This is a genomic window from Aestuariispira ectoiniformans, assembly GCF_025136295.1.
GTDB lineage: Bacteria > Pseudomonadota > Alphaproteobacteria > UBA8366 > Aestuariispiraceae > Aestuariispira_A > Aestuariispira_A ectoiniformans.
Window position 1 is genome coordinate 887,196 of record NZ_CP062788.1, and the last position, 24,000, is coordinate 911,195.

Annotated in this window: 25 protein-coding genes and 1 tRNA gene; 7 read left to right on the forward strand and 19 right to left on the reverse strand. The window is 58.7% G+C overall.

Annotated elements, in window-relative coordinates; genetic code table 11:
- Positions 1-143: 143 nt before the first annotated feature.
- Complete coding sequence (gene aroA / locus IF205_RS04445) at positions 144-1,490, reverse strand: 3-phosphoshikimate 1-carboxyvinyltransferase (protein ID WP_259783234.1); 1,347 nt, start codon at positions 1,488-1,490, stop codon at positions 144-146.
- Positions 1,491-1,562: 72 nt separating this feature from the next.
- Positions 1,563-2,120, reverse strand: a complete 558-nt coding sequence (locus IF205_RS04450) for a hypothetical protein (RefSeq protein ID WP_259782090.1) — start codon at positions 2,118-2,120, stop codon at positions 1,563-1,565.
- A 269-nt stretch (positions 2,121-2,389) separates the two neighbouring features.
- Here IF205_RS04450 and IF205_RS04455 point away from each other — a divergent pair, with 269 nt between their 5' ends.
- From IF205_RS04455 to IF205_RS04465, 3 genes are all read left to right on the forward strand, one after another.
- Complete coding sequence (locus IF205_RS04455; protein WP_259782091.1) at positions 2,390-2,731, forward strand: TIGR02300 family protein; 342 nt, start codon at positions 2,390-2,392, stop codon at positions 2,729-2,731.
- Positions 2,732-2,828: 97 nt separating this feature from the next.
- A tRNA-Ala gene (locus IF205_RS04460) sits at positions 2,829-2,904 on the forward strand.
- Between the two features lie 189 nt (positions 2,905-3,093).
- A complete protein-coding gene (locus IF205_RS04465; RefSeq protein ID WP_259782092.1) occupies positions 3,094-3,639 on the forward strand; it encodes an AAA family ATPase in 546 nt (181 codons plus the stop codon).
- Between the two features lie 34 nt (positions 3,640-3,673).
- Here IF205_RS04465 and IF205_RS04470 read toward each other — a convergent pair whose 3' ends face one another.
- Entirely contained in the window at positions 3,674-4,234 is a 561-nt protein-coding gene (locus tag IF205_RS04470; protein ID WP_259782093.1) for a PAS domain-containing protein, read from the reverse strand.
- A gap of 304 nt (positions 4,235-4,538) precedes the next feature.
- Between IF205_RS04470 and IF205_RS04475 the strand changes: the two genes are divergently transcribed.
- A complete protein-coding gene (locus tag IF205_RS04475) occupies positions 4,539-5,090 on the forward strand; it encodes a phosphatase PAP2 family protein (RefSeq protein ID WP_259782094.1) in 552 nt (183 codons plus the stop codon).
- A 50-nt stretch (positions 5,091-5,140) separates the two neighbouring features.
- Here IF205_RS04475 and IF205_RS04480 read toward each other — a convergent pair whose 3' ends face one another.
- Positions 5,141-5,659: a DUF4405 domain-containing protein gene (locus IF205_RS04480; RefSeq protein ID WP_259782095.1), complete on the reverse strand. Its 519-nt coding sequence runs from the start codon at positions 5,657-5,659 to the stop codon at positions 5,141-5,143.
- A gap of 284 nt (positions 5,660-5,943) precedes the next feature.
- Here IF205_RS04480 and IF205_RS04485 point away from each other — a divergent pair, with 284 nt between their 5' ends.
- The gene (locus tag IF205_RS04485; protein WP_259782096.1) at positions 5,944-6,516 is read left to right on the forward strand and encodes a PadR family transcriptional regulator; all 573 of its coding nucleotides are present in this window, start codon (positions 5,944-5,946) and stop codon (positions 6,514-6,516) included.
- Positions 6,513-6,830, forward strand: coding sequence for a DUF2218 domain-containing protein (locus tag IF205_RS04490; RefSeq protein ID WP_259782097.1), 318 nt, complete (start codon positions 6,513-6,515; stop codon positions 6,828-6,830). Before IF205_RS04485 ends, IF205_RS04490 begins: the two co-directional genes overlap by 4 nt.
- Before the next feature lie 13 nt (positions 6,831-6,843).
- On the opposite strand, the gene IF205_RS04495 is transcribed toward IF205_RS04490, so the two are convergent.
- From IF205_RS04495 to IF205_RS04510, 4 genes are read right to left on the reverse strand one after another with little or no spacing between them, the layout of a single operon-like run.
- A complete protein-coding gene (locus IF205_RS04495; protein ID WP_259782098.1) occupies positions 6,844-7,425 on the reverse strand; it encodes a nitroreductase family protein in 582 nt (193 codons plus the stop codon).
- Positions 7,403-8,965 carry a tripartite tricarboxylate transporter permease gene (locus tag IF205_RS04500; RefSeq protein WP_259782099.1) on the reverse strand — a complete coding sequence of 521 codons (1,563 nt, stop codon included), beginning with the start codon at positions 8,963-8,965 and terminating at the stop codon, positions 7,403-7,405. The genes IF205_RS04495 and IF205_RS04500 overlap by 23 nt, the downstream gene beginning before the upstream one ends.
- A gap of 12 nt (positions 8,966-8,977) precedes the next feature.
- Positions 8,978-9,478 carry a tripartite tricarboxylate transporter TctB family protein gene (locus IF205_RS04505; protein WP_259782100.1) on the reverse strand — a complete coding sequence of 167 codons (501 nt, stop codon included), beginning with the start codon at positions 9,476-9,478 and terminating at the stop codon, positions 8,978-8,980.
- A gap of 49 nt (positions 9,479-9,527) precedes the next feature.
- Complete coding sequence (locus tag IF205_RS04510; protein ID WP_259782101.1) at positions 9,528-10,469, reverse strand: tripartite tricarboxylate transporter substrate binding protein; 942 nt, start codon at positions 10,467-10,469, stop codon at positions 9,528-9,530.
- A 141-nt stretch (positions 10,470-10,610) separates the two neighbouring features.
- Between IF205_RS04510 and IF205_RS04515 the strand changes: the two genes are divergently transcribed.
- Complete coding sequence (locus IF205_RS04515) at positions 10,611-11,597, forward strand: LysR family transcriptional regulator (RefSeq protein ID WP_259782102.1); 987 nt, start codon at positions 10,611-10,613, stop codon at positions 11,595-11,597.
- A 21-nt stretch (positions 11,598-11,618) separates the two neighbouring features.
- Here IF205_RS04515 and IF205_RS04520 read toward each other — a convergent pair whose 3' ends face one another.
- From IF205_RS04520 to IF205_RS04570, 11 genes are read right to left on the reverse strand one after another with little or no spacing between them, the layout of a single operon-like run.
- Positions 11,619-12,131 carry a hypothetical protein gene (locus IF205_RS04520; protein ID WP_259782103.1) on the reverse strand — a complete coding sequence of 171 codons (513 nt, stop codon included), beginning with the start codon at positions 12,129-12,131 and terminating at the stop codon, positions 11,619-11,621.
- Positions 12,132-12,142: 11 nt separating this feature from the next.
- A complete protein-coding gene (locus tag IF205_RS04525; protein ID WP_259782104.1) occupies positions 12,143-13,342 on the reverse strand; it encodes an HlyD family secretion protein in 1,200 nt (399 codons plus the stop codon).
- A gap of 5 nt (positions 13,343-13,347) precedes the next feature.
- Positions 13,348-14,103: an L-threonylcarbamoyladenylate synthase gene (locus IF205_RS04530; protein ID WP_259782105.1), complete on the reverse strand. Its 756-nt coding sequence runs from the start codon at positions 14,101-14,103 to the stop codon at positions 13,348-13,350.
- Positions 14,096-15,277 carry an amidohydrolase family protein gene (locus IF205_RS04535; protein ID WP_259782106.1) on the reverse strand — a complete coding sequence of 394 codons (1,182 nt, stop codon included), beginning with the start codon at positions 15,275-15,277 and terminating at the stop codon, positions 14,096-14,098. Before IF205_RS04535 ends, IF205_RS04530 begins: the two co-directional genes overlap by 8 nt.
- Positions 15,278-15,318: 41 nt before the next feature.
- A complete protein-coding gene (locus IF205_RS04540) occupies positions 15,319-16,038 on the reverse strand; it encodes an iron-containing redox enzyme family protein (protein ID WP_259782107.1) in 720 nt (239 codons plus the stop codon).
- On the reverse strand, positions 16,035-16,748 hold the full coding sequence (locus tag IF205_RS04545; RefSeq protein WP_259782108.1) for a Sua5/YciO/YrdC/YwlC family protein: 714 nt from the start codon (positions 16,746-16,748) through the stop codon (positions 16,035-16,037). The genes IF205_RS04540 and IF205_RS04545 overlap by 4 nt, the downstream gene beginning before the upstream one ends.
- A 10-nt stretch (positions 16,749-16,758) precedes the next feature.
- Complete coding sequence (locus IF205_RS04550; RefSeq protein WP_259782109.1) at positions 16,759-17,985, reverse strand: FAD-dependent oxidoreductase; 1,227 nt, start codon at positions 17,983-17,985, stop codon at positions 16,759-16,761.
- A gap of 1 nt (position 17,986) precedes the next feature.
- Entirely contained in the window at positions 17,987-19,948 is a 1,962-nt protein-coding gene (locus tag IF205_RS04555) for a LeuD/DmdB family oxidoreductase small subunit (RefSeq protein ID WP_259782110.1), read from the reverse strand.
- Positions 19,945-21,231, reverse strand: coding sequence for a LeuA family protein (locus IF205_RS04560; RefSeq protein ID WP_259782111.1), 1,287 nt, complete (start codon positions 21,229-21,231; stop codon positions 19,945-19,947). The genes IF205_RS04555 and IF205_RS04560 overlap by 4 nt, the downstream gene beginning before the upstream one ends.
- The gene (locus IF205_RS04565) at positions 21,228-22,214 is read right to left on the reverse strand and encodes a sulfotransferase (RefSeq protein ID WP_259782112.1); all 987 of its coding nucleotides are present in this window, start codon (positions 22,212-22,214) and stop codon (positions 21,228-21,230) included. The genes IF205_RS04560 and IF205_RS04565 overlap by 4 nt, the downstream gene beginning before the upstream one ends.
- Positions 22,204-23,976: a B12-binding domain-containing radical SAM protein gene (locus tag IF205_RS04570; protein WP_259782113.1), complete on the reverse strand. Its 1,773-nt coding sequence runs from the start codon at positions 23,974-23,976 to the stop codon at positions 22,204-22,206. Before IF205_RS04570 ends, IF205_RS04565 begins: the two co-directional genes overlap by 11 nt.
- Positions 23,977-24,000: the final 24 nt, after the last annotated feature.

Consider the following 24,000-nt stretch of genomic DNA (forward strand, 5'->3'; position numbering starts at 1 on the left):
TCTCCCCTCCCCAGAGCAGGTTTTATTGATAGCAATCTATCAAATATTTGAGGGAAGGGCGAGTTTCTTTTGGCGGTTCAACGCCGCCCCGGACGGCGCAGGGGGGACAGTGAAACGGTGGCTAGCAGTCTTGTTTTGAAGGCCTACGTCGCCGCGATCTTGCCGCCGAGGCCGTTGATCAGTTCTACAAAGCCGGGGAAACTGGTTTCGATCGGCTCGCCGTCGTCGACGGTGACGGGGGTTTCCGCAACCAGCCCCATGACCAGGAAGCTCATGGCGATGCGGTGATCCAGATGGGTGACAACCGTGCCGCCGCCCGGAATCTTGCCACCGGTGCCGTGAACAATCATCCAGTCGTCGCCGGTTTCAACCGTGATGCCGTTGGCGCGCAGGCCGGAGGCGACGGCCTCCAGGCGGTCGGATTCCTTCACCCGCAACTCGCCGATGCCGGTCATGACCGTTTTGCCTTCTGCAAAGGCCGCGGCCACGGCCAGAACCGGGTATTCGTCGATCATGGAGGGGGCGCGTTCCGCAGGCACCTCGATGCCTTTCAGTTTGCCGCCTTTGACGATGATATCCGCAATCGGTTCGCCGCCTTCAATCGCCTCATTGGCAAAGGTCACGTCCGCACCCATTTCCTGCAGCGTGGCAAAAAGGCCGGTCCGGGTTTCGTTCATGCCAACGGCGGGCAGGGTAACCTCGGACCCCGGTACCAGGGCGGCGGCGACCGCCGGGAAGGCAGCGCTGCTGGGGTCGGCGGGAACAACCAGATCGGCGGCCGTCAGCTCCGGCTGGCCGACGACGGTGATGCGGTTGCCGCCGTTATCCAGCGGTTCCACCGTGATCTTGCCACCGAAATGGGTCAGCATGCGTTCGGTGTGGTCGCGGGTCGGTTTGTTCTCGATCACCGTGGTCTGCCCGCGCGCATTCAGTCCGGCCAGCAGGATGGCGGATTTCACCTGTGCGGAGGCCATGGGCAGTTCATAGTCGATGGGCATGACCTCTTCCGCGCCGGTCACGGCCAGCGGCAGGCGGCCGCCGTCGCGGCTGGTGAATGTGGCGCCCATCCGGCCGAGCGGATCGATGACGCGGCCCATGGGGCGTTTGCGCAAAGAACCATCGCCGGTCAGGAAACAGGTGATCGGGTGACCGGCGAGAATGCCCAGGATAAGGCGGGCCGAGGTGCCGGAATTGCCCATGTTCAACACGTCGTCGGGTTCCGCCAGACCACCAAGCCCGACGCCGTCGACGGTCCAGGTGCCGTCCTCGTGTTTTTCGATTTTGGCCCCCATGGCGCGGAAGGCGGCGGCGGTGGCCAGCACATCCTCGCCTTCCAGCAGTCCGGAAATCGTCGTTCGCCCCACGGCAAGCGAGCCCAGCATGATCGAGCGGTGCGAAATGGATTTATCGCCCGGAACGCGGACGGTGCCGATGAGTTTGCCGGATTGGGAGGCACGAAGCGGACGCACGGGATGGACCCTTTCTAACAGACAAAAGTAGTAACCTTCAGAGCGCCTGAATGTGCTGGGTTTTTTCCGTTTTGTCTAGCACCCGACGGGCGATTATCCGAACAGGCCCGATTTGTCGTCCTCATCCCGGCGGAAAATCGACTTGAAGTCGTTTTCATCATTGGCGTCATTGCCGGATTCCTGGGCGGTCAGGCCGGTTTTCGGGTTCAACAGGTCCAGGCCCATCCGGCTGCTGATGTTGCTTGCGTTGAAGATCTTGGTTGCCTCGCCCAGTGCGGTTTTCCCGGCTTTGTCATCGGACTGGCTGCCGTTCATCTCGGAGGTGGCGGCAAGCCTCTTCTGGATTTCGTCCTGGACCATCTTTTCGATGGAGGCGCGCCGGTCGGCGGGCATGCCCTGCAGATCCTGCTCGGTAAGCCCCATGGATTTCAGGATTTTCTCGCGAAGCTCTTCCAGCTTGCGGTCGTTTTCCTCTTCGGCCCATTGCTGGAAGCCGACTTCCTTGATGCGCTTGATCGCGTCGCTGGCTTTTTGGCCGGCTTCCGATTTCTGGGGGGCGGCAAGGACGTCGCTCTGTGCGTCGTCCTTTTGCGGCCGGGACGAACCGAATAGGGCCAGGTTGTAAGCAGCGCTTGATCCGGAGACCTGCATTTTTTGCCTCTTGAAGATGGTTTCAGACAATCAATTGGAAATAGAAGCAAAAGATGCGCCAAACTCTATGGGTGTGCGGTGTGCTGTGATATTTCGGACGCAGCGACAAGAAAAGTGACGGTTTTGTGCAAAAATGCTTTTGACAGATGCCGCGGAATTTGGCTAATCCCCTGCAACGCGTTATTTTGTGGTGCCATACTGTCGGGCACCTGGCGGTTTTGAGTTTAGAAACGAAACCCTTAGTTGATTGAATTCCAAGGAGATTTCCCGTGGCGAAACCCGAGTGGGGACTGAAGCGCATGTGCTTAAGCTGCGGCGCGAAGTTCTATGACCTTCAGCGCGATCCGATCCTGTGCCCGAGTTGCGGTACACAGTTTGATCCGGAAGCGGCAATCAAACTGAAACGTGGCCGTCCGGTCGTCAGCGAAGAGAAGAAAAAGGTCGAGAAGTCCGACGGCGGTGACGTCGAACTGCTGGAGACCGATGATATTGAAGACGATATCGACGACGATGACGAAGACGTCCTGGAAGACACCAGCGACCTGGACGACGGTGACGACGTTCCTGTTGTCGGTGGCGGCAGTGACGGCGACGACGGCGACGATAGCTGATCGACTAAAAAAATCGTCCGTTGAGATAATTTTTCTCTTGCATGGACGGCGCGGCTGATCGATAAGAAGCGCCGTCCGGCACATAACGGACGTGAATGGGGCCGTAGCTCAGTTGGGAGAGCGCTACAATGGCATTGTAGAGGTCAGGGGTTCGATTCCCCTCGGCTCCACCAGTTCCCCTCCGAAAAAGACGACATATATTTCCGCGCTTTCTGTCGCAGAGTTTACCTCTGCCGTGCGGATGCCTGTCGTTTCGTTTTCCGAAAACACACACTCATGTTGACCTGCGCCTTGGCTGCCCGGGGCGTTTTGCAGCATTTTCTTCTCCTGTCCCTCCCTATTTTGAAGTTCGAGGATGGTGCATGAGTGACCATTTCTTCATCGTGACGGGCGGCCCGGGTGCGGGCAAAACCAGCCTGATCGAGGCATTGTCCCGTCGTGGGCTGCATGTCATGCCCGAATCCGGCAGGGCTATTATCCAAGATGAACGATGCCGTGGTGGCAGTGCGTTGCCGTGGGCGGACCGCGCGGCCTACGCCGAGCGTATGGTGGACCGCGACCTGCGCGCCTACAGCGATGCAAGGGCGCTGGCAGGCCCGGTGATCTTTGACCGGGGCATTCCCGACACCCTGGGCTATTTAACGCTTTGTGACCTTCCGGTACCGCCCTATATCGCCGCTGCAGCCCGCCAGGTCCGCTATAATCCACGGGTGTTTCTAGCGCCTTGCTGGGACGACATTTTTATCCAGGATGCCGAGCGTAAGCAGACCCGGGCAGAGGCGGAAATGACCTGCGGCGTTATGGTAGAAACATATAAGGGGCTTGGCTACGAGATTGTCGAACTGCCTCGCACAGACGTTGAGAGCCGGGTGGATTTCCTCCTGGCGCAGATGTGGCCGAATAAATAGTCCTGAACCAGTCACCCTGCCAACGGCTATCCGGTCAGTGGTCGTCGTCGGGGAGGTCGTGGAATTCGGGGGCACCGGCGCCGATATCGATGATCTCCCGGTCCAGCACATAGATATAGTGTAGCTGGTATTCGTCTTCGAAGGTAAACCGGTTGCTGCGCCGCAGTTCATTGCTGGAATAGATGATGATGGGATTGTCGCCGCGGTCGTTGAGCAATGGGAAACCGATCGCCTCGACCGTGACATAGCGACCGGTGGTCAGCAACTGGTCGAGCCGGGCGACGATACCGCAGGGCGTTTCCGCCATCATAAGGAAGGCAGAAGCGGCAACCTCGCGGCGTTTCGGCTCAACGAAATCCAGATAGTTCGCGCCAGCCATGTCGCTGCCGTATTGTTCGTCGATGGTCGTGCCTTGCAGCCGGATTTTCATGAAGTCTTTGGAAATCACCTCAAACAGCAGCAGGTTTGGCAGCAGGTCGGGAATCTCTTCAGGCAGGAAGCTGCTCCGGTACGGCAGGAGGGAACCCTCCGCCCGTGGAAGCTGTTTCCAGTAGTCATAAAACTGGCGATTTCTTTCGTTGAAGATTTCGACCAAACCCGCCCCCGAGCACTCCGTTCCCTGATCGTTTCCACCCATCCTCGAATAATCAAGGTTAGGAGCATTGAAGGTGCTTCGATGTAATAGGGCAAGTCTTTTATCGGCTATGCAAAAAAAAGTTATCTTTCATACGGTTCCTGTGAGGCGCTGCTCTCCATTATTTCCGCATCCCCGTTTCCCGGGTCAGCGCGTATGAACCGGTTGAGGGGATCATTTGCGCATTGATGTGGTTGTGCTTGCCAATCGCGATAGCTGCCGCTCATATGGGCGATTAACAGGACCGGTGATGCGGGGATAAAGAATGTATGATTTTGATGTCGCAGTGACCAAAGCCATCAATGGCCTCGCCGGGGGCAGTGCCACCATGGATACGTTGATGATCTGGGTTTCGGCGATTGCTGTGGAGGTTCTTGTGCTTGCGGTTGCCGGGCAATGGTGGGTTCGAAACGGGCGGTCGCACACCCGTCACATTCTGGTGGCGACGGGTTTTTCCTTTCTTCTCGGTCTCGCCCTGAACCAGCTTATCCTGCTGTTCCTTCATCGCGTTCGTCCCTATGACGCCGGTATAACGGACCTGCTCATCTCGCCGAGCACTGATTATTCTTTTCCCTCCGATCATGCGACTGCAAGCTTTGCCATTGGGGTGGCCTTCCTGCTGCACGGGTTCCGGCGGCGTGGTCTGATTTTCCTGGCGGCGGCAGCGTTGGTTGCATATTCCCGGGTGCATATCGGCATTCACTATTTTGGTGATGTCGTTGGCGGTGCGGTTACCGGCATGCTTGGGGCCCTATTGGTGCGGGCCTTCTATCGGGAAGGCTCCCGTCTGGACAGCCTGTTGGTCCGTATCCTGTAGGTGCTGCCAGTGAGGGGACGGGCAGTCCCCTGCTGCAACGGCGCTGGTGATTATTGGCGTGCCGCCTGATGCGGGAAGGCCACGGCGGCCAGCAGGGCGGGCCCGGCTTCCTTGCCGGAGGCGCGTGCGACCTCGATCAGCTTCTGGTCCACATTTTTGATGACATAGCCTTTGGCCTGCAGGCGTTCCTGCAGGGCCTGCGGGGACAGTTCGTATAACGGTGCGACCTGCGCAATCGTGCCGTTCTGGATCGCCCCGACGGCGGCCCGCATCGGGTTGCCGCCGGTCTGTCCACTGGTCAGGGCCGGATAGGCGAAGGCGGTTCCGGCAATCAGGGACACCACAAGCGGCAGGATTATCGTGCGGCGGCGGAAATAGTTCACGAAAGCGGGCCAGTTTTTCCAGAGGTGAATCGCCACGGGCAGGATCAACAGGACCGAAAGCCATTCATGCATCGAATGGAACAGTGGTGACGCCACATGGAAAAACAGGAACAACCCGGACACGGTTGAAACAAGAAAGAGGCCTGCGGTGAAGGTTGTTCCATTGGATTTTATTTTTTTGAACATGGCGGTTGCTCCAGAGCATTTCCGAGTGATTAAGCAGCCCCTTATGCACCCGGAACCTGGTTCTCTCTCAAGGCAAAAATTGTAATTTTTTGTATCAGAGCGACATGCTTTTCCATGATTAATATATAGTTGTCAGTGTTTTAGGTGAGCTTTGGAAATTCCTTCACTAAAGGAGTTTCACAAATTATCCGACATATATCTCGATATATCTTGAATTTCGATATATCGAGAGTTATATCGGGAATATGAACTTAAAAAAACACGTAACAGAGAAGTAGAAATCAATGAGACACAGAAACAGACATAGGGGCGGCGGAGACTGCCATCACGATCACCATGATGAGGGCGGCGATCATCACGCCGGTCATGGCCGGGGACATGGCCGTCACGGTCGCGGCCGCCATGGCGGACGGCTTTTCGACTATGGAGAGTTGCGCCTTCTGGTTCTTGCCATGATCGAGAACCAACCCAGTCACGGCTATGAATTGATCAAGCTGATCGAGGAGCGCTTTGGCGGTGCTTACAGCCCAAGCCCGGGCGTGATCTATCCGACTTTGGCCTGGCTGGATGACATGGGATATGCCGAGGTTGATGCCGATGGCGGTAACCGCAAATGCTATCGCATCACGGCGGAAGGCAAGGCATTTCTGGAGGCCAATCGCGCCGCTGCGGATGCCCTGTTGCAACGCAGCGGTACCGCCCGGGGCCACGCGCCGGCACCTGTCGTGCGTGCTATGGAAAATCTGAAAATGGCCCTGCGCCTGCGCCTCCGGGAAGGCCCGGTGGACGGTGAGGCGGCAGACAAGATTGCCGCAGCCATCGATGCTGCGGCCCAGGCTGTGGAGAAAAGCCAATGAGCGAGACTGCAATGAATGATATCACTGGCGGCGTAGAAAGCGTCAGCATCGTAGCCACAGCCGCTGCCTCCAAATACCTGCAGCAGCTTTGCAAGCATTTCTCGCACAAGAGGCCGACCACCTTCGATGCGCAGTCGGGTCATATCGCCTTTGACGATGGTGATTGCTATCTGGAAGCCGCGGCCGGGCAACTGCTCATGACGGTCACGGCACCGGATGAGGCGCGGAACGAAGTGCTTCGGGGTGTGATCGACAGGCATCTGCAGCGCTTTGCTTTCCGGGAGGAACTGGCAGTCGACTGGCGCGTTGTTTGAATGGAGGGAGGCATCAGCCCCCTGTTGGTGCGGGCCATCGCTCCAGATAGGTTGCAACGTCGGCGCGCTTCTTGATGCGGGGTTCTTCTTTTTGCGATCCCAGGTGGAGGAAGCCTATGATCACGTCCTTTGACGCCAGTCCAAGACCCTCCTTGACCAGATCGTGATGGGCCATCCAACCGGTCAGCAAGACCCCGGCATAGGGGCTGGCGTGGATTGCAAGCAGGATATTCTGCGTGGCACAGCCTGCGGCGATGATCTGCTCAACCGGTGGCACCTTTGGATGGCCTTCCCTGATTTCCGCGCAGATGGCAATGACCAGCGGCGCACGCAAAGGCTTCTGGCGCAGTGTTTCCAGTTCGTCCTCCGTTGCGTCCGGTTTGTCCACCCGCCGTGCCTTCTCGAACAGTCTGCCCAGGTGATGGCGGCTCTCTCCGCGAATGATTTTGAACCGCCAGGGGCGGATGGCCCCGTGGTCCGGTGCACTCATCGCGGGGGTGAGCAATTCGTTGAGTTCTGCGTCTGAAGGGGCGGGGTCCGTCAGATAACCGACACCTGTCGACCGGCGGTTCTTAAGGGTGTGGATCAAGTCCATGGGCCTTCCCTGGAAAATCGGGCGTTGTATGGTCTTGCATGGCCTTTTCCTTCGCCATCTGCTTTTTCCGGTCCCGCAGAAGGACCCAGACAACAACGGGGGTTGCGACGAACAGGCCGAGGGCCAGCGGATGATCCAGGATGGCCCCCGGGTTCATGCGCATCAGGATGATCGACTGGCGGGCGGAAAGCTCGATGATCGGGCCGAGAACCAGCCCGATGGCAAAGCAGACAATCGAGATGTCGAGCTTGCGCATCACATATCCGAGCAGGCCAAAGCCCAGCATCAGCCAGACGGCGAACAAGGACCGCTGGGACAGGTAGACGCCGACCAGGCAGAGCATCAGGACAACCGGGTAGATCACCTGGGCGGGCACCAGGGCGATCTTGGCGAATAACCGCAGGCCAATACTGCCGATGGCGATGACGAGTATATTTCCCATGATCATCGCTGCGAACAGCCCATAGACCAGTTCCGGATTGCGCGTGAAAATCATTGGCCCCAGGGCGATGCCGTGAATAAGAAAGGCCCCGACTAGCAAGGCTGCCGACAGATTGCCGGGAATCCCCAGGGTTAACAGGGGGATAAGGTTGGCCCCGCAAACGGCTGAATTGGCGCTTTCCGTGGCGGCGATCCCTTCGATCGCACCGGTTCCAAGCGCCTCGGGTTTTTGGGAAAACCGCTTTGTCGCGGTGTAGCTGATAAAGGCAGCCAATGTGGAGCCCAGTCCGGGGATTGCGCCGATTACGGTGCCAATTCCTGCCCCCCTCAACAGCGTTGCCCGAACCGCCCACATTTCGGAAAACCGGATACCCTCGTCTGAGACAGCATCGATGTCCGGTTGGATGGGGCTGCCTTGTGATGCGGTATGCCGTTCTTCCATGCGCATGACGATTTCCGGCACTGCCAGCACACCGATGGCCACGGCCACCAGGGGCAGGCCGTCCAGCAGTTCAACGGAACCGAAGGTGAGCCGGGGGGAGGCGGTTTCCGGGTCCAGACCGACCGTCGCCAGAAACGCCCCCAGAACGGCAGCGAAAATACCTTTCAACAGGGATGACCCGGACAGCGCCGCAATCACCGACAGGGACAATACCAGGAAGGCGGCAATCTCTACCGGACCGGCCTTAAGCGCCACTACCGCCAGCGCCGGTGCAGAGGTGATCAGGACAAGGTCCGAACAGGTATCGCCGAAGGCGGAAGAAAACAGGGCGGTTTGCAGGGCTTTCTTGGCCTTGCCGCGGCGGGCGAGGGGATGGCCGTCCAATGTGGTGGCTGCCGAATGAGGTTCACCCGGTGTGTTCAGCATGATCGCGCCGATGGCGCCGCCATATCCGCCCCCTTTCATGACCCCCACCAGCATGGCGATCCCCGCCAGCGGTGACATGGACATGGTCAGCGGAACCGCGATTGCGATGGCCATCGGCGCATTCAGGCCGGGAATGGCCCCGACGATGATGCCGATGGACACGCCGCCCGCAACGGCCAGGAATGTCCAAAGCGACATCGCGTCAATCATGCCTGAGAGGATCTGATCCATGGATGTGGTCCCTCAGGGCATCGGAATGTGAAAGACGAACCAGGACATTGCGTAGATGGAGGCGGGCGTCGCCACGGCATTGATAAAAAGGGTACGCAGGCGGACCTGGCCATGTATCAGGGTGAAGACGACAACAGCCGGTGGAACGGCGACCCAGAACCCTGCATAGGGAACCTGGCTGAGACCACCGACTTCGCCCATGGTCCACAACATGGCGGCGCATGTGCCGACGACGATGCAGAGATGCCCCATATTCGACCAGGTCAGGGCGGCCCTTTCCCGGCTTTGCCCGTCTCTCCGGGAAACAGGCAGAAAGGCCCGGCAGTTGCGGGCGGCCATCAGGCTTCCGAGAAGGAACATTAGTCCGGCCAACAACTTTGGCACAAAGCTCGGCGGCAGGCCGTAGGCACCGGCATCGTTGATTTCAAACGGGATCACCCAGAAGAAGAGGGTGATGCCGGCCGTGGCGATTACCACCCCCAGGACGGCATCGGTACGCGATTTCATTTCCATTGTCTCTCCGTGGTCCGGGCTGATCCTTTCAGGCAGAGGCCTGCGGCGTTCATTTCTCTTCAACCGCTTTCTTCAGCGCCGTGAAGTCTGTTCGCTGTTTGCGGATTGCCGCATCCAACTGGTCGCCATCCAGAAAGACCTCGCTGCCCCGGAAACTGTTACGGACGAAATCCACATATTTGGGTGTGCTGGATGCTTTTCTGAGCGCCTCGGTCCAGACTTTCCGGACCTCCGGGTCCATATTGGCCGGTCCGAAGAAAACCGAATAATTCTCGGAATAGACGCCATAGCCGAGGTCGATCAGGGACGGGACTTCCGGCAATTCCTTGATGCCGTCCGGGAAGGATGTCGCCATAACTTTCAGCGCGCCTTCCTCATGCATGGGAATGGCATTCGATCCGGAATAGGCGAGGTCCACGTAACCGCCCAGCACCGCCTGGCGGGCCCCGGCCCCTCCCTTTGTCGGCACGATGTTGATCGCCAGGCCTTCCTTCTTGCCGATATATTCCATCAGCATCCGGTCCAGTGGTAGGATGGACGCGTAATTCAGCCAACCGCGCTTTTTGGCGAGGGCGATCATGCCTTTGAAGTCCTTGAATTCGGCATTTGGCGGGCTGACGAAAACGCTTCGCGAGCCATGGGTTGCGGCGATCTGTGTAAAGTCGTCGATATCGAAGGAGACCTGGCCCAGCATCGGGTCGAAGCTGAATGTGGTGGCAACCGCAAAGCCGATTGTATAGCCATCTGCGGGCAGGGATTTTATCCGGGCTGCGGCAACACCGCCTCCGGCGCCAGGGACATTCTGGACGATGACCGTCTGCCCCAATGTCTTCTCCAGGTCTGCTGCCAGGATGCGGGCGGCCGCGTCGCTGCCGCCGCCGGCGCGGAAGCCGACGAATATGGTGACAGGTCTGTCCGGAAAGGAACCGGTTGCATGCGCGATTGCCGGCAAAGCCGTGATCAGCGCACAAATTATCATCAGCGTTCGCATTGCTGCCTCCCCCTGCGAGTTAAAAGATTGCAACTCTTGGATGGTCGCTGATTAAAAATTACTCGTTAATTTTGAAGCTATTAAATATAATCTCGTGATATTCGTTAGTATGAAACGTTATGGCGGTAGCATCGTAGGCCCATGGAATTTAAACATCTCCGTAGTTTTCTGAGAGTTCTTGAGCTGGGTAGTTTTTCGCGCGCCGCCGAGGACCTGAACATTGTTCAACCTGCCTTGAGCCAGCACATCAAGAAGCTGGAAGAGAAGCTGAACGAGCGGCTGTTCGACCGGACCTCCGTTGGCGCAACGCCAACCCCGGTGGGGCGAAAACTGGCCGAATATGCCCGGCTTATCCTGGATACTGCGGCGCGGGCCGATGCGGAAATCCGGGGCCAGCGTGAGCATCCTTTCGGTGATGTGACGGTTGGCCTTCCCAGTTCGCTATGCCCCTTCCTGTCCTTCCCCCTCATCGAGCGGGCCTCCATCCTTTATCCGGACATAAAGTTGATGATTGTGGAAAACATGAGCGGTAGTCTGGAATATGCGCTTGAGCATCAGATGCTGGATATCGCGGTTTTGTTCGACCGGGAGGCGACCCAGAAGTTTTCATCCGAGCCGATGATCCGGGAAAAGCTGCATGTGATCGGCCCGGCGGACAGTTTCGAGAATTTCCCGGAAGAATTTCCCGCCCAGAGGCTGTCAGGGCTGCCATTGGTTTCGACGATCCCGCCGCATGGGCTGCGGGCGCTGATTGACCGCTGGCAGGGGGACAACAAGATTGCCCTGAACATTGCGTTAGAGGTGGACTCCGCCTCCACGATCCTGCAACTGGTTGAACGCAAAAACTATTTCTCGATTGTACCGTCCACGGCGATCCTTGAGAAAAAGCAAAGCAGCGCAATCGAAAGCCGCCCGATCGGCTTTCCCTCCTTCATCCGCGAAGCCTGTCTGTGCACCACGACGGTCCTGCCGTTCAGCTATGCCCGGGAGGCTATTGCGGCCCTTATCAAGATTCTGGTCTATGAACAGGCCACGCAGGGAAACTGGGAAGGCAAACTTCTCCTGGGGTCCCAACCGCCCGTCGTCGCAACGGAAAAGACAACGGCAGGCGGCACAACCGTCTTGTAGACTGTGCGTTCGGTGTTGGGATTAATGGATGGATGCCAAAGGGGCGTTGGCCCCGGGGTCCATGACCAGTTTAATCCTTTCCGGGCAAAGCTTTCCCTTCTGTCGCAGGAAATCGTCCAGCAGCCGCGCCGAGGCAGCGAGGTCGCCATATAGCCCGGTTGCCGTTTCCGCAAGGAATGTGGACAGGGAGGAAGACATGTCCTTGCCACGGCAGGCGCTTGCCACGTCTTCCACGATATTCAGCAGGATTTCAGGGCTGGACACATCGACAATCTCATAAGTGTCAAAGGCCAGATCCCCGGCATGGCGCTGCAGGACCCGCACAAGACGTCTAGTGGCAGGAGACACCGCGCCGTTCGCGGAATAGGTCACGAATTTGACGCAGGACGCGGACCCGATGGCGGCGATGATGTCTTCCGCGCTGATTGCGATGCGGACATTATGCCGGTGTTCGTCGGGATGCATCCGGGCTGCCAGACTGAAAAGAATGTCGTGGCAGACAGGGTGGTCTTCCAGGGTAACCAGCAAATCCATGACCGGCCCCGTTATGAGTCAGAGGTGACGATGGCGGTTACACCGGCACCGCAGAAGGCCTGTTGCCGCAACCAGTCATTGCTGTCGATATCCACCAGCAGCGATGCGATTTTCACCGGCAACTGACGCCTGACAAGGTCAATCGGGGGGATCGGCATCGGGCTTCCGATCTGAACCCGGTCCACATTCTGCCTGATCGCGCGCACTGTGCCGGTTACCGCCTCGTCGGCCCCTTTGAAGCGGACATGGACCTTCCTGCCGACGCTGAATTCATCCACATGCTTTTGATAGATATAGGCCTCGACCCAGACATTGTCGCATTTCAACGTGGTGAAAAGCAGCTCTCCGCCTTCGGTCACCGCCTGACCATAGGAATGGATTTCCCAGACCCTTTCGCGCCCGCTGGCCGTGAACTGCAGGTTGGCGACCTGCCCGTAGAGCGTTTCATAGGCGTGGTAGAGTTCTTCGGCGGTTTTGATGTCATTATTGGTGGAGATGATGCTGTTGTTCAGATAGCGGTTTCTTTCCACATATTCATTCACCCGCGACAGGTAATAATTGAAGACCTGGCTTTCCTCATATTGGAGGCCCTGTTCCATGGCACGGCGGTTCCAGTCATTGATCTTGCTCTGGATGTTGAGCGCCTTCACTTCCTGAACACTGGCCAGGTAATTGGTTTCATCATCCTGCAGGACTGAATCGGAAATGATCTTTTTCACGTTCAGGCTGCGGCTGCGGTTGTAGTCGTCTTTTTGCCGGTTGAGCAGAATCCTTTTCCGTTCGGTCTGGACGCGGATCAACTCATTCTCAAGCTTGGCCACCTTGCTGGAAATCTCGACGGATTGGTCGTATTTGTCGCGGTAATGTTTGATATGGCTGGTGTTCAGTTTCTTTTCGTTGTCGATGCTTTTGAGCTGGTTCCGGGCGTCGGCGATCTGGTTTTTAACTTCCAGCATCCGGGTTTTGAGGCCCAGGACGCCGGGGTCGGATTCCGGTACGACAATCTTGCCGAAGATGTCTCCGGCCTGGAACTCCTCATCGCTGACGAGGCGTTTGCTCGGCTCCCAGGCCCCAACGGCATTGGCTTTATATTCCACCACTTCGATGTTGACGAAAGCCTCCACACTTTCGGCGCCTTCCATTGCGTCATGCGCGAAATAGGCCCCTGCACCCAGCAGGACAACGGCGGCGGCGGCGTATAATTTCTTCATGGTTCTCACTCATGTGTTTGCAGCATTGCGGGGCTGTCATTCACAGCGGTCACCACACTGTTGACCCGCTCCTCGAACCCGGCGCTGTAGGCGTCGGTATCCAGGTTCAGGTTCGGGAAAAATTGCTGGATTTTCTCAACCGGCACCCAGCCCTTGCGCACCAGCCAGGGCTCGCCCTGTGTGAAATCCACAAGCGTGTTCACCCTGTCGGTATGTTCCGCAAAGGCCTGGGCGACTGTCGGCCCGCCATCCAGGATCAGGTCCACCTTGTCGCCGATATCCTCCATGGCTTTGTCAAGCGACACGAAGATATTGCCCTGACCGGAAATATTGGCGGATGTACCGGCCAACGGCTTTCCGTATTCCTTGACCAGCGGTCCGAAATTTCTGTCGGAACTGATCGTGATCGCCAGGGTCGGCAGTCCGCTGACCAGTTCCCGTGGAAACGGGTATTTGTGGCGGAATATCATGGCAATCTCGCCTGGGAACAGGGAATCCAGGGCGTATTGCGACACCCAATCAGGGATATGGACATATTGGCCGATGTCGGAAGTGTCCGGCAGGGCGACCGAAAGCGGCCCGGTCTGGCGGCGTTTTTTTACGTCGAATACGCGCCGCACGGCGTCCCTGTTGGTGGCGTCGCACACAAGGATGTAATTGGTTACGGAAGGGGTGATAACCAATCCCCCTTCCGACAGCACCTGGACGGCCCGTTCCAGAAACGGGCCGCTGGTGCTCAGGATCGGTGTCGTATCAGGCAAGTTCCAGCTTCTCCTGCTTCTTCTGATAGGATTCGACGGTCTCTTTCTTGATCCCGTAGAATTCCATGGCGTTGTTGCAAAGAATTCCCTTCTTGGCCGTATCCGACACATCCGTGCGCCGTCTCAGGTCGATAAAGGAATGGGACATGCCGCCGTCTTCTTCATGGGCGTGCGGGAAATCCTGCCCGCCGAGCAGGCGATCGGGACCCAGTGTCTTGAGCAGGTCGGGAAGGTTGTCCTCGTCGCCACCCGCTCCGAAATAGATCGGGCATTCCTGCAGGTAGTATTCCGGGTCCTTGAGGGCGGGCCAGGGGTGGGCGGCTGCCGTACCCTTCCAGGCGGTCATCCGCTTGAAAGCCACCGGGAACCAGTCGATGCCGCCTTCGACCAGGGCCACCTTCAGGGCCGGGAAACGGTCATAGATGCCGCCGCCGACAAAGCTGAACAAGCCCATCACAAGGCAGAAATCGACGCCGATACACACACCCGCCGCCGGGCTGTCACAGGATCGCATCAGGGAATCATGGCCCCAACCGAGGTGACAGCAGATCGGAATCTGGAGATGTTCCGCCACTTTCCAGAAGGGGTCGAACTGGCGTTCATGCAAGAAGGTGTCGCCCGCCGTGCCCAGCAGCATGACACCGGATGCCCCCAGGGAATGCGCCCGCTTCATTTCCTCCACGGCCGCTGGAACATCCCGGATCGGCACGGTTGCGATCCAGCGCAGACGGCCGCCGGATTCTGCCGCACGTTCGGCAATATAATCATTGTAGCTGCGCATCAGCGCCAGTTCGTATTGCAGGTCCTTGGTCAGGTTCTGCAGGAACACCGTCGGGTAGACCACATGCACATCCACACCGCCGCGGTCCATCGCCTGCAGGCGGGCCTCGGCGGTCATGATGGCCTGTTCCTCGATGGAGGCGTCCTTTTCCAAGGCAAAGGTAGAGAGAACCGGGCTGCCGTGGCAGGTGTGACCATGGCCCATGCGGCGGGGCATGATCTCCCCGTCGATGAACCAATGCACGTCCCGCTTCGGCCGGTCGGGAATGGTGTCGATCTTGACCGTCACCGGTTTGCGGGCCTTGAATTCTTCCGACATATATTCCCAGACCGCAGGGTGTTCCTCGACATGGGTGTCGCTGTCAATGACGAGATCCGTTTTCAAATTTTCCATCTCAAATCCCCTGTTCATTCATCGCTTGTGGGCTTGTAACGTCAGCCCGCGAGCCGTTGTTTTTCACCGGTCGGTTCTGTCGTGATGGCGTAGTAGTAGTCCTGCAGGTGGTTCCACTGGGTCATGAAACGGTCGATGACCCGAAGCCCGTCCTGTTCCAGGTTTGGCAGGTCACTGCCTTCCTCTTCCATCAACACCCGTTCCGCATCGGCATGTTCGTCGTCACCGGCATGGACCTCGAACCACTCCAGGGCGTGATCGCTCAGGCCGAACTGATCTCTCAGCTTCTGGAGAACCTGGGTGATCACCTCCGCCGTCTGGCTTTCGCCCGCATACATGGCGGCGAGGACGACAACCGGATGTTCCGTCCAGCAGACATCCTTGATTTCGTCGACATAGCGCTGCACCGGGCCGCCCGGCGGGGTGTTGGCGATTTCCTCTTCCGTCGCCCCCATTTCCAGGGCAAACCGTTTCATCAGTTCGTAATGGGCGTCGCCGCCGGAACTGATGCTGGTTTCCTCGTCGATCAACTGATCCACCATGAACAGCCGGATGGCCCGGCTGTCCGTGCGGGCGTGCAAAATGGAAAAAATCGGAATCTGGAGATAGGTCTGGTGGTATTTCTGGATTGCCCAGTTCTTCAGGCCTTCTCTGGTTGCCTGACCGCTAAGGACGAATTTCGTCCAGGAATGGTCCGTGTATTTCCGTCGCTGGATTTCGGCGTCGAAACTGGCAAGAATGTCTTCGATCTTTTTACTCATGATTTTCCCCCTTTGATTTTGGTGCGTAATTCGGCCAGCGGTTTTTGCAGTTCGTCGAAATTGACGCCGCGCCGCGCGACTTCCAGTGTCCGCAGGTCGATCATGGTCGTTGCCATGCGCTGTTCGTTCTCATAGCGGGCAACCCCGTGATCGATGAACAGATCCACCCCCTTGGTCAGATCGTCGGGAAGCTCGTCCGGGCGATAGGAATTCCCCTTGCCGCTGACATTTCCGGATGATCCCGCCAACAGTTTTCCGTCGCGATAGGCACGTTCGACCAGGGCCTCCAGGAAGGCGCCTGCCTTCAGGAAAACCGCGACCGATTGTTCGAAGCTGGACTGTTTGCGCACGAATTCGGGCAGCGACAGCCAAAGCGGGCTTGTCTCGTCGAGGTCTGCGATCACCGAGATGGTGGTCCAGGTCATCTGTTCGGCGAGCCAGTCCAGGATGACAGGGTCGATACTTCCGCCGCTCAATTCCTGCAAAATGGTCAGGTCGCCGGGAACCACGCAGGGGTTCTGCCAGCTTCGGCCTTTGAGCGTATACATCCGCTTGATGGATTCTTCGGAATGCCCGACAAAGCCATAGCCGATATCGAGTTTGACCAGGGTGAGCCCGCCGTTCTCGATGACCTGATAGGCCTGCTCGAGCTCCGAGGCGGAGAAGGCTTCAGGATGTGCCTTTTCGGCGGTGTTAGCCATCGTATCCATACTGGTTTCCTTATGCCAAAGTGAGGGACTGGGACTCCGCGGACGACACGGACACATGGGCGCCCATGAAGGACGCGCGCAGCAGGTAGGTGCGGGCCGTTTCTTTTGACGACGCCATGGCGGCGAGGCGCGCACTGGCCAGGGCCGTCTTGCGGGACTGCCGGTTGGCGTGGTCGTGGTAGTAGGCATTGGTGGATTTCTGGATGTGATCCAGGGCTGCTCGCCGGCGCAGGCTGGCATAGTCGTCCAGCTCGCTGACGTCCGCATTGCCTACCAGATGCATCTGTAGAACACGTGCCAGATGGTCCGCGTCATGGAAGCCGCTGTTCAGGCAGACGCCGTCGACCGGTGTGCCGTGACTGTGGGCGGCGTCGCCTGCGAGAAGCACGCGGCCTTTTTTGAAACTGTCCGCCACAGAGGGACGGATATAGCTGACCGCCACCTGTTTGATGTCTATGTCCGGCTTGTCTCCGATCAGGGAGAAAAGACGTTCGCGTGCCTGATTTTCATCACGGATCTGTCGGTCGCTTTCATCGGCACTGATCGGGAAGACGGCCTGGACGCGGTCACCGTAACGAATGACGCTGATGCAATTCTGACCACAATATAGATAGGCGGCATTGCCGAAATCCGGGAAATGGCGGCTGAAATCCAGGTCGCTTTCCACCATCAGAAAGCGGTGGTCTTCGACCAGGGCCCTGGAGGGAATCCCGGCCATGTCCCGCAGGCTGCTGTCCTTGCCGTCTGCGCCGACGATATAGTCGCCTTCGACCTCGAACTCGCCTTCGAATGTCGCGACCTTCGCAACGACCTTGTCGCCCCGCTCCTCAACGGATTGCAGATCATAGCCGGTGCAGATCGCGGAGGGTGACAGAAGGCTTACGCGGTCTGCCAGAATGCGGACAATGTCCTCATGCGTGCAGTGAAGATGGAAAGGATATTCGGTTTGCTGGTCAATGATGGAGAAGGGCAGTTCCGCCACCATCGAGGTTTCGTCGCAGTCCCAGAATTGCAGTTCCGGGACGCGCTGACCCTGTTCGAGGATGGCGTCGTCGATCCCGTTCTGCTGGAACATCTCCATGGTTGAAGGGAATATCGTGCCGATGCCGGGCCGTTGCGGCAGACGTTCTTCGCGTTCAAAGACCTGAACGTCGATCCCCCTGCGCAAGAGGCCAAGCGCCAGGAACAGCCCAACCGGACCCGCCCCTGCAATGAGGACTTTTCCAGAAACAGTCATGTTATCCTCCATTGGTTATTCTTGTTGGTTGGCCGTTTCCCTGTTTCAGGGCGGCGATCACCCCGCCGGATGCCAGGATTGATGCGGCTTCTCCAGCCGGACATTGGCCTTGGAATATGCGGTCGGTATCCGCGACCCGTATCGACCCGGTTGCCAGATCGACCTGAAGCTGTGTTCCATCGTCGACCAGATCGAAGAAATCAGGGTCATCGACCACCAGGGTGGGAAGGCCCTCGTTGACCAAATTGCGGCGATGGGTTGCGGCAAATCCGCGGGCGATAACCAGTTCCACACCGGCACCGATCAGGGCCCAGGCGGCATGTTCGCGGGCGGAGCCGCTGCCCCAGGCCTCGCCGGCAACGATGATTGTGTTGCCGGATGTACAGCTTTCCTTCATGCCCGGGCGGACATATTCGAAGCAATGCTCGCCCAGTTCGGTCCAGTCCGACAGGTTGCAGAATTCACCCGGAATTATTGCGTCCGTATCCACATGGTCCCCGAATTTCTGAACCCCTGCGGAGACAAGACCGGACAGGGAGGCGCTTTTGTTGGCATCCTGATGATCCACCTTCATGGCGGGGATATTTTCGTAGCGGATTTCGATCGCCGCCGGGGCCGTCGATGGCTGTCGGCCGAGGATATTGTGGTAGCGGTTCTGGTCGATCCGCGCGAGATAGGGACGGGGGTCGGCGATTGTCATCCCGTATGAACTGGCGGCAACCGTTGCGGCGGATGACAACCAGGCCAGCGACCCTTTGCCCATACGGTTGCGGTAGTTCCGGTTTTGTGAGGAGAGCCAGATTTCGCCGTCTCCGGCCCGTTCGGACCCAACCCCCAGGCACAGGTGACAGCCGGGAACGCCAATCCTGTAACCGGCGCGTTCGTATATCTTGTCCAGGCCTGTGTCCGCCAGAAGTTGGCGGATTTCCAGATCGCCGGGAACAACCAGACGGCGTGAACTCGGAACCGGGCGGTGGCCATCCTGCCACATCAGGTCCAGCAACATCCCGCCGAGAACCAGTTCTTCCTCTGTTGTGGTGCAGGCGCCGATAAAACAGCCATCAAGGGCCTGATCGGTGACGTCCTCCACATCGAAGACATTGTCCGGCGAGAAAGGTTTTGCGACTTTCGGTGACAGGTGATGCAGGTCGATCCGGATCGTCTCGGCATAGTCGGCATCCTCGTCCGCGCGGAGGAAGCGGGCGTCCGCGGCTGTCCTGCCCCTGCTTTCCAGAAATCGGACCGTTTCTGCGGTGGGTTCGAAAATGCCGTTCATGCCGCCCAGTTCGGCGGTCATGTTGCAGATGGTAAAGCGGGTGTCGGTCGTGAAGCCTGCGGCAGCCGGGCCGCCATATTCGACCGTGCGTTCCAGGGCCGCGCGGTTCCGGCCAAGGGTTCCGAGCGTGTGCAGGATGATATCCTTCCCGCCGATGCCGAAGGCCGTTTCGCCCTCATAGACAACCGAAATGGCCTCTGGCACCTCCAGCCATGTTTCCCCGGTCAGGGCGGCGATTGCGACATCCGCGCCGCCCAGGCCGATTGCCAGTGCGCCAAGCGCGCCGTGGGAGGTGGTATGGGAATCCGCCCCCAGAACGATCTGGCCCGGCAGGCAGTGATCGCGGTAGAAACGCGTGTGCATGATCGTTTCATTGGCGTCGTAGAAGGCCGTCAGGCCGTTTGCCTTGGCAAAATTCTGACATAGCGCCACAAGGCGGCGGGTTTTCTCATTTTCCCGGACCGTGACCGGGTCTACGGTGTGGTCGACTGCCAGATAGAAGTGGTCCTTGTCGAAGAGCCGGGGATTTCCCAGTCGTTCGAAGGTGCTCATCATACCGTTGAGCGCCAGTTCGGACGCCATGGTCCAGTCAACCGCAACCCGCACGGTGCTGCCCGGCGCAACCGCACCGGAACCGACCATATGGGTGCAGAGGATTTTCTGCGTCAGGGTAAGGCCCGCAGTCATCGGACGCTCTCCGCCATCAGGCCCTCGGCGGCCTCTTTTCCCACGCGGATTTCATCGGCGACGAGACGTGCGACCTGATCCTCTGTCAGCAGCGTCCGGGAGCTTTTGGCGGTGTTCAGAACACGCTCGACACAGCTTTCCCTGCGCAGCTCCTCCATATGCGGGTGATTGACTTTCAGCCAGTGCAGAACGTTATGACGCCCGGACATGAAACCGATTTCTATCGTCTGGTCGCGCCCGAACAGGGATGCCGGAACGGCGGAATAGACCCGGTCGGCAATCCAGTTGCTGCCCATGTCCAGCGCCTTGACGATAGCGGCTGCATGGACGCCCGTGGCGGTCCGGAAAGCATCGTTGCCCATCATCGGGTAGTTGCCGGGCAGGGGGGCATCGCACCATTCGCGAACCCGCTCGCAATATTCCGGCAGGGCGGACAGATCGCGGCCCGTTCCCGGAAATTTCAGTTCCAGATTGACCAGAAGCTGGTCCAGTGCCGTGTTGCCGACGCGTTCGCCGATACCCAGACAGGTTGCATGGATGCGGTCGACGCCTTCGTCGGCGGCGGCAAGGGCGTTGGCCTGGGCAAGACCACGGTCGTTATGGCCATGCCAGTCCAGTTTTGCACCGGTGCCGCTTTCCTTGATCAAGTCCAGGGCAAAGCGGACAATCGCGCGGGTGCCTGCCGGTTCCGCATGGCCGCAGGTATCGGCCAGACAGATCCGTGTTGCCCCTTCGTCCAGGGCCGCCTTGTAAAGATCGCGCAAATCTTCGGGCCGTGAGCGCGTGCTGTCCTCGGTAATGAACATGACCGGCGCGCCGTTTTTTACGCAGGACCGGACGGAATTCCGGGTCAATTCCACGAGATCGTCCCATTCCCAGCCTTCGGCAAAAAGCCGCATGGGGGAACTGCCGAGGAACATACCTGCCGTCAGGGTGGCCCCGCTTTTCTCGCAGGCCGCGAGATGGGCCTTGATGTCGTGCGAATGGGTGCGGACCCCGGTCACCAGGTCAGGTGCCTGACCGTGGCTTTGCAGATGGATCGCCAGTTCGGCGATCTCGTCGCAGGCCTTCGGGCTGGCCCCGGGCAGCCCGAGGACGATCCCGTCGGAGCCGATCCGGCTGGACAGGCGGACAAGCTGTTTTTTCTGTTGAAGTTCGGGGTCGCGCACAGAGGGAGACTGCAGGCCGTCCCGGATGGTGTCGTCCAGAACCGCGACCCGCTTGGGGATGAAGTCTCCCGACGGGTTCCAGTCATGGATCAGTGTCAGGTCTTCCGGATTCATTCTGCGGCCTCCTCAAGATAGTTGAGTGCTTGCAGCCCGGGGCGGCAGGCCTCCTCCAGGGCGGTGCGTGCCGCTGGGTCGATGCTGCGCCAGTCATTCCTTGGCGGATGGAGGTCATCCGCGCAGGCCTTGGCCCAGGACGCCGCAGGCAGTGCCGGATCAATGAATGCCAGCATCTCCGTCAGGACCTCCTGCGGGGCATCCAGCAAATCCTCGTAGCGCATCCAGTGTTGCTGGGCGGCGGGGATGTGGCGCAGTTCGTCCAACCCTTCCACCACCATCCGGTTCCAGAGGCCTCCGAAGGTGGAAAGCGGGATTTCCCGGTCATAAAAGGCGTCCAGATCGACCTGATCGGCCGGCAGCGGACGAATATGCAGCCAGGAACTTTCCGGATTTGCTTCCGCCCGCATGATCATCAGGCGAAATGCGTGATGTTTGCTCATGGAAAGCGCGACATTGCGGCCATCGCGATACATGTGGATGATTTTCATGTCGGGCCACATGGTCCGCCATAACGGCAGGTATTCGATGCTGGCCCCGGTCCGTTCCACCCATACCTTGCGCCCCAGGCTTTGGGCGATAAAACCGAACATTGCCTTGACGTGATCGGCGGGAATGGCGGTTTCGCGGGCCCTCATGAAGTCAGCGATTTCATGGAACAGGCTTTCATAGTCCTGCACCAGGGACGGCAGGGCGATGCGGCGCATATAGTTCCGTTCATGCAGCGTCCGCTTGGGAACCTGCGATATCCGGCCGTCGGACGCGATCTTGAAGATATCGTCCGCCATGGGAACGCTGAGCAGATCCCAATAGTCGCTGCCGGACATCGGCCGGGTGGAAAACAGCTCCGGCAGGTTCAGCCGATTGGGCCAGAACTCGGACAGGCTCAGGACATCCGGATGGTCGCGCAGCAGATTGGACAGCAACGTCGACCCGCATCTGCCGGTGCTGACGATCAGGATTGGCGGTTGATCAAACGACATCGAAGGAATCTCCCCGGAAGCCCGACCCGACATATGAATCCCTTGCGTCCGGCTGGGCGCCTGGGGGAACCATGTTGTTTTTGGACTTGCGGGTGGTCGGCCTTGCCTCGTCACCGGACCCGAAATGCAGCTTCACCTTGCCGCTGGAATGGTGCGAACGCGTCAGTTGCAGAAGTTCATGGCGGTTTTCCGTATTCTCGGCGGCGGTGAAGGTGTCGCCACGTACGACCGAGGTATAGAGGTTCCACAGTTCCGGGTGTTCCTCGATGCCATATTCAAGGCGTTTCTCGCGTATGACCTCGTCGAAATAGGGCGTGCCCGGATAAGGTGTGGCATTGAACAGGCTGAAGTTGATATGCGATCCGATCAACCGGTCCGACTCATCGGTGATGTCGTCCCGGATTTCCATGATGGTCTCAAGGTTCTTGCGGGTTGCTTTCAGCTTGTCCTTTGTCGCGTCGGGGAAACCGAGCATGACGGCCAGGTTGATCTGGGGCATGCCTGCCGCGATAACCCGGCTCAGGATCTGCATATTCTCGTTCACCGTCCGCATCTTGCGCAGGTTGGTTTCAGGCGCGTCGCCATCCGCCAGGATGTTTTCGAACGGCACCAGACCGCGGAACGCGCCGGAGAAATTGTCCGGATCGTCGCTGTTCCAGAACATGAGGTCGAAAAGATGCTCCCGGAAGTCACTGCTGTCTTTCTGCATCAACCGGCCGATTTCGATGCCGACCGGGAACTCCCAGACCATCTCCATTTTCTTGAGATATTCGAACATCTCGATGAGTTCGAGTTCCCCGCGCTCCCCATGGTTCAACCGCTGTAGCAGGTTGTCGTCGGACAGCATGACGGTTGAGACGCCGTTTGCACGGTACCAGGCGACCTCGTCCTTGAAACGCTGGACGCTCATTTCGCTACGTTTGGTGAGGCGTTCGGTGCAATAGCCGCATTCGCGGAAGCACCCCCTGGAGCTTTCAAAATAGGCGACACCACCCTTTTTCAGGATCGAGGGCAGGAACTGGCCGCCGCCGCTTTCGCAATAATGGGTCAGCGGATTTTTCAGGAACTCGAAGCGCATGAAGGGCAGGCCGTCCATCTGGATACGCTCGCCGGTCTGCACAAGGCAGCGGCTTTTGACCAGATCGTCGAGGTCTTCGTCCCGATACAGCCGCACCAGCAGTTCGGGCAGGGAATAGTCGGCATCGCCATAGGCGACGAGGTCGGCTCCCATCCGCAGGAAATAATCCGGGCGCGCCATTGCATCACGGCCCCCGACCAGGATCAGCTTGTTCGGGTCGAGGCGCCGGAGCGTCGCAATGGCCTGGACCACCGGATAGGCTTCCAGCGTGAAATTCGCCGTAATGCAGACGACATCGGCATCCCAAAGCGCATGAGGCAATCGCTGCATGCCGTCACCGACATAGGCCTTGGTCAGTTTTTTGTGGCCATACTGGAATTCGGCATAGGGCTGCAGATAGGCATCCCAATGTTCCATGTCCGGGATGCTTTTGAAGTCATCGAAATGGACGGTCCAGGGAATGCCTTCTGCCTCCAGCCTGTCCAGGACGGAGCTTGCCAGCATGAGTTGGGGGGTCGGGAAATAGTTGGTGCGATTGGGTGACACCGGCTCGTCGCCGTGGAGGAGAACCGGCGTTGGCACCGAAATCATGTGAATGGAGGCGCTGCGTTTCCTGCGGAGGCGCTGCGCGCGCTGGAGTGTGTTATCGCCGGACACTGAACCTGGTACGCTAAGATCATACATCGCTGATTGCTCCTGTCCTGTCTT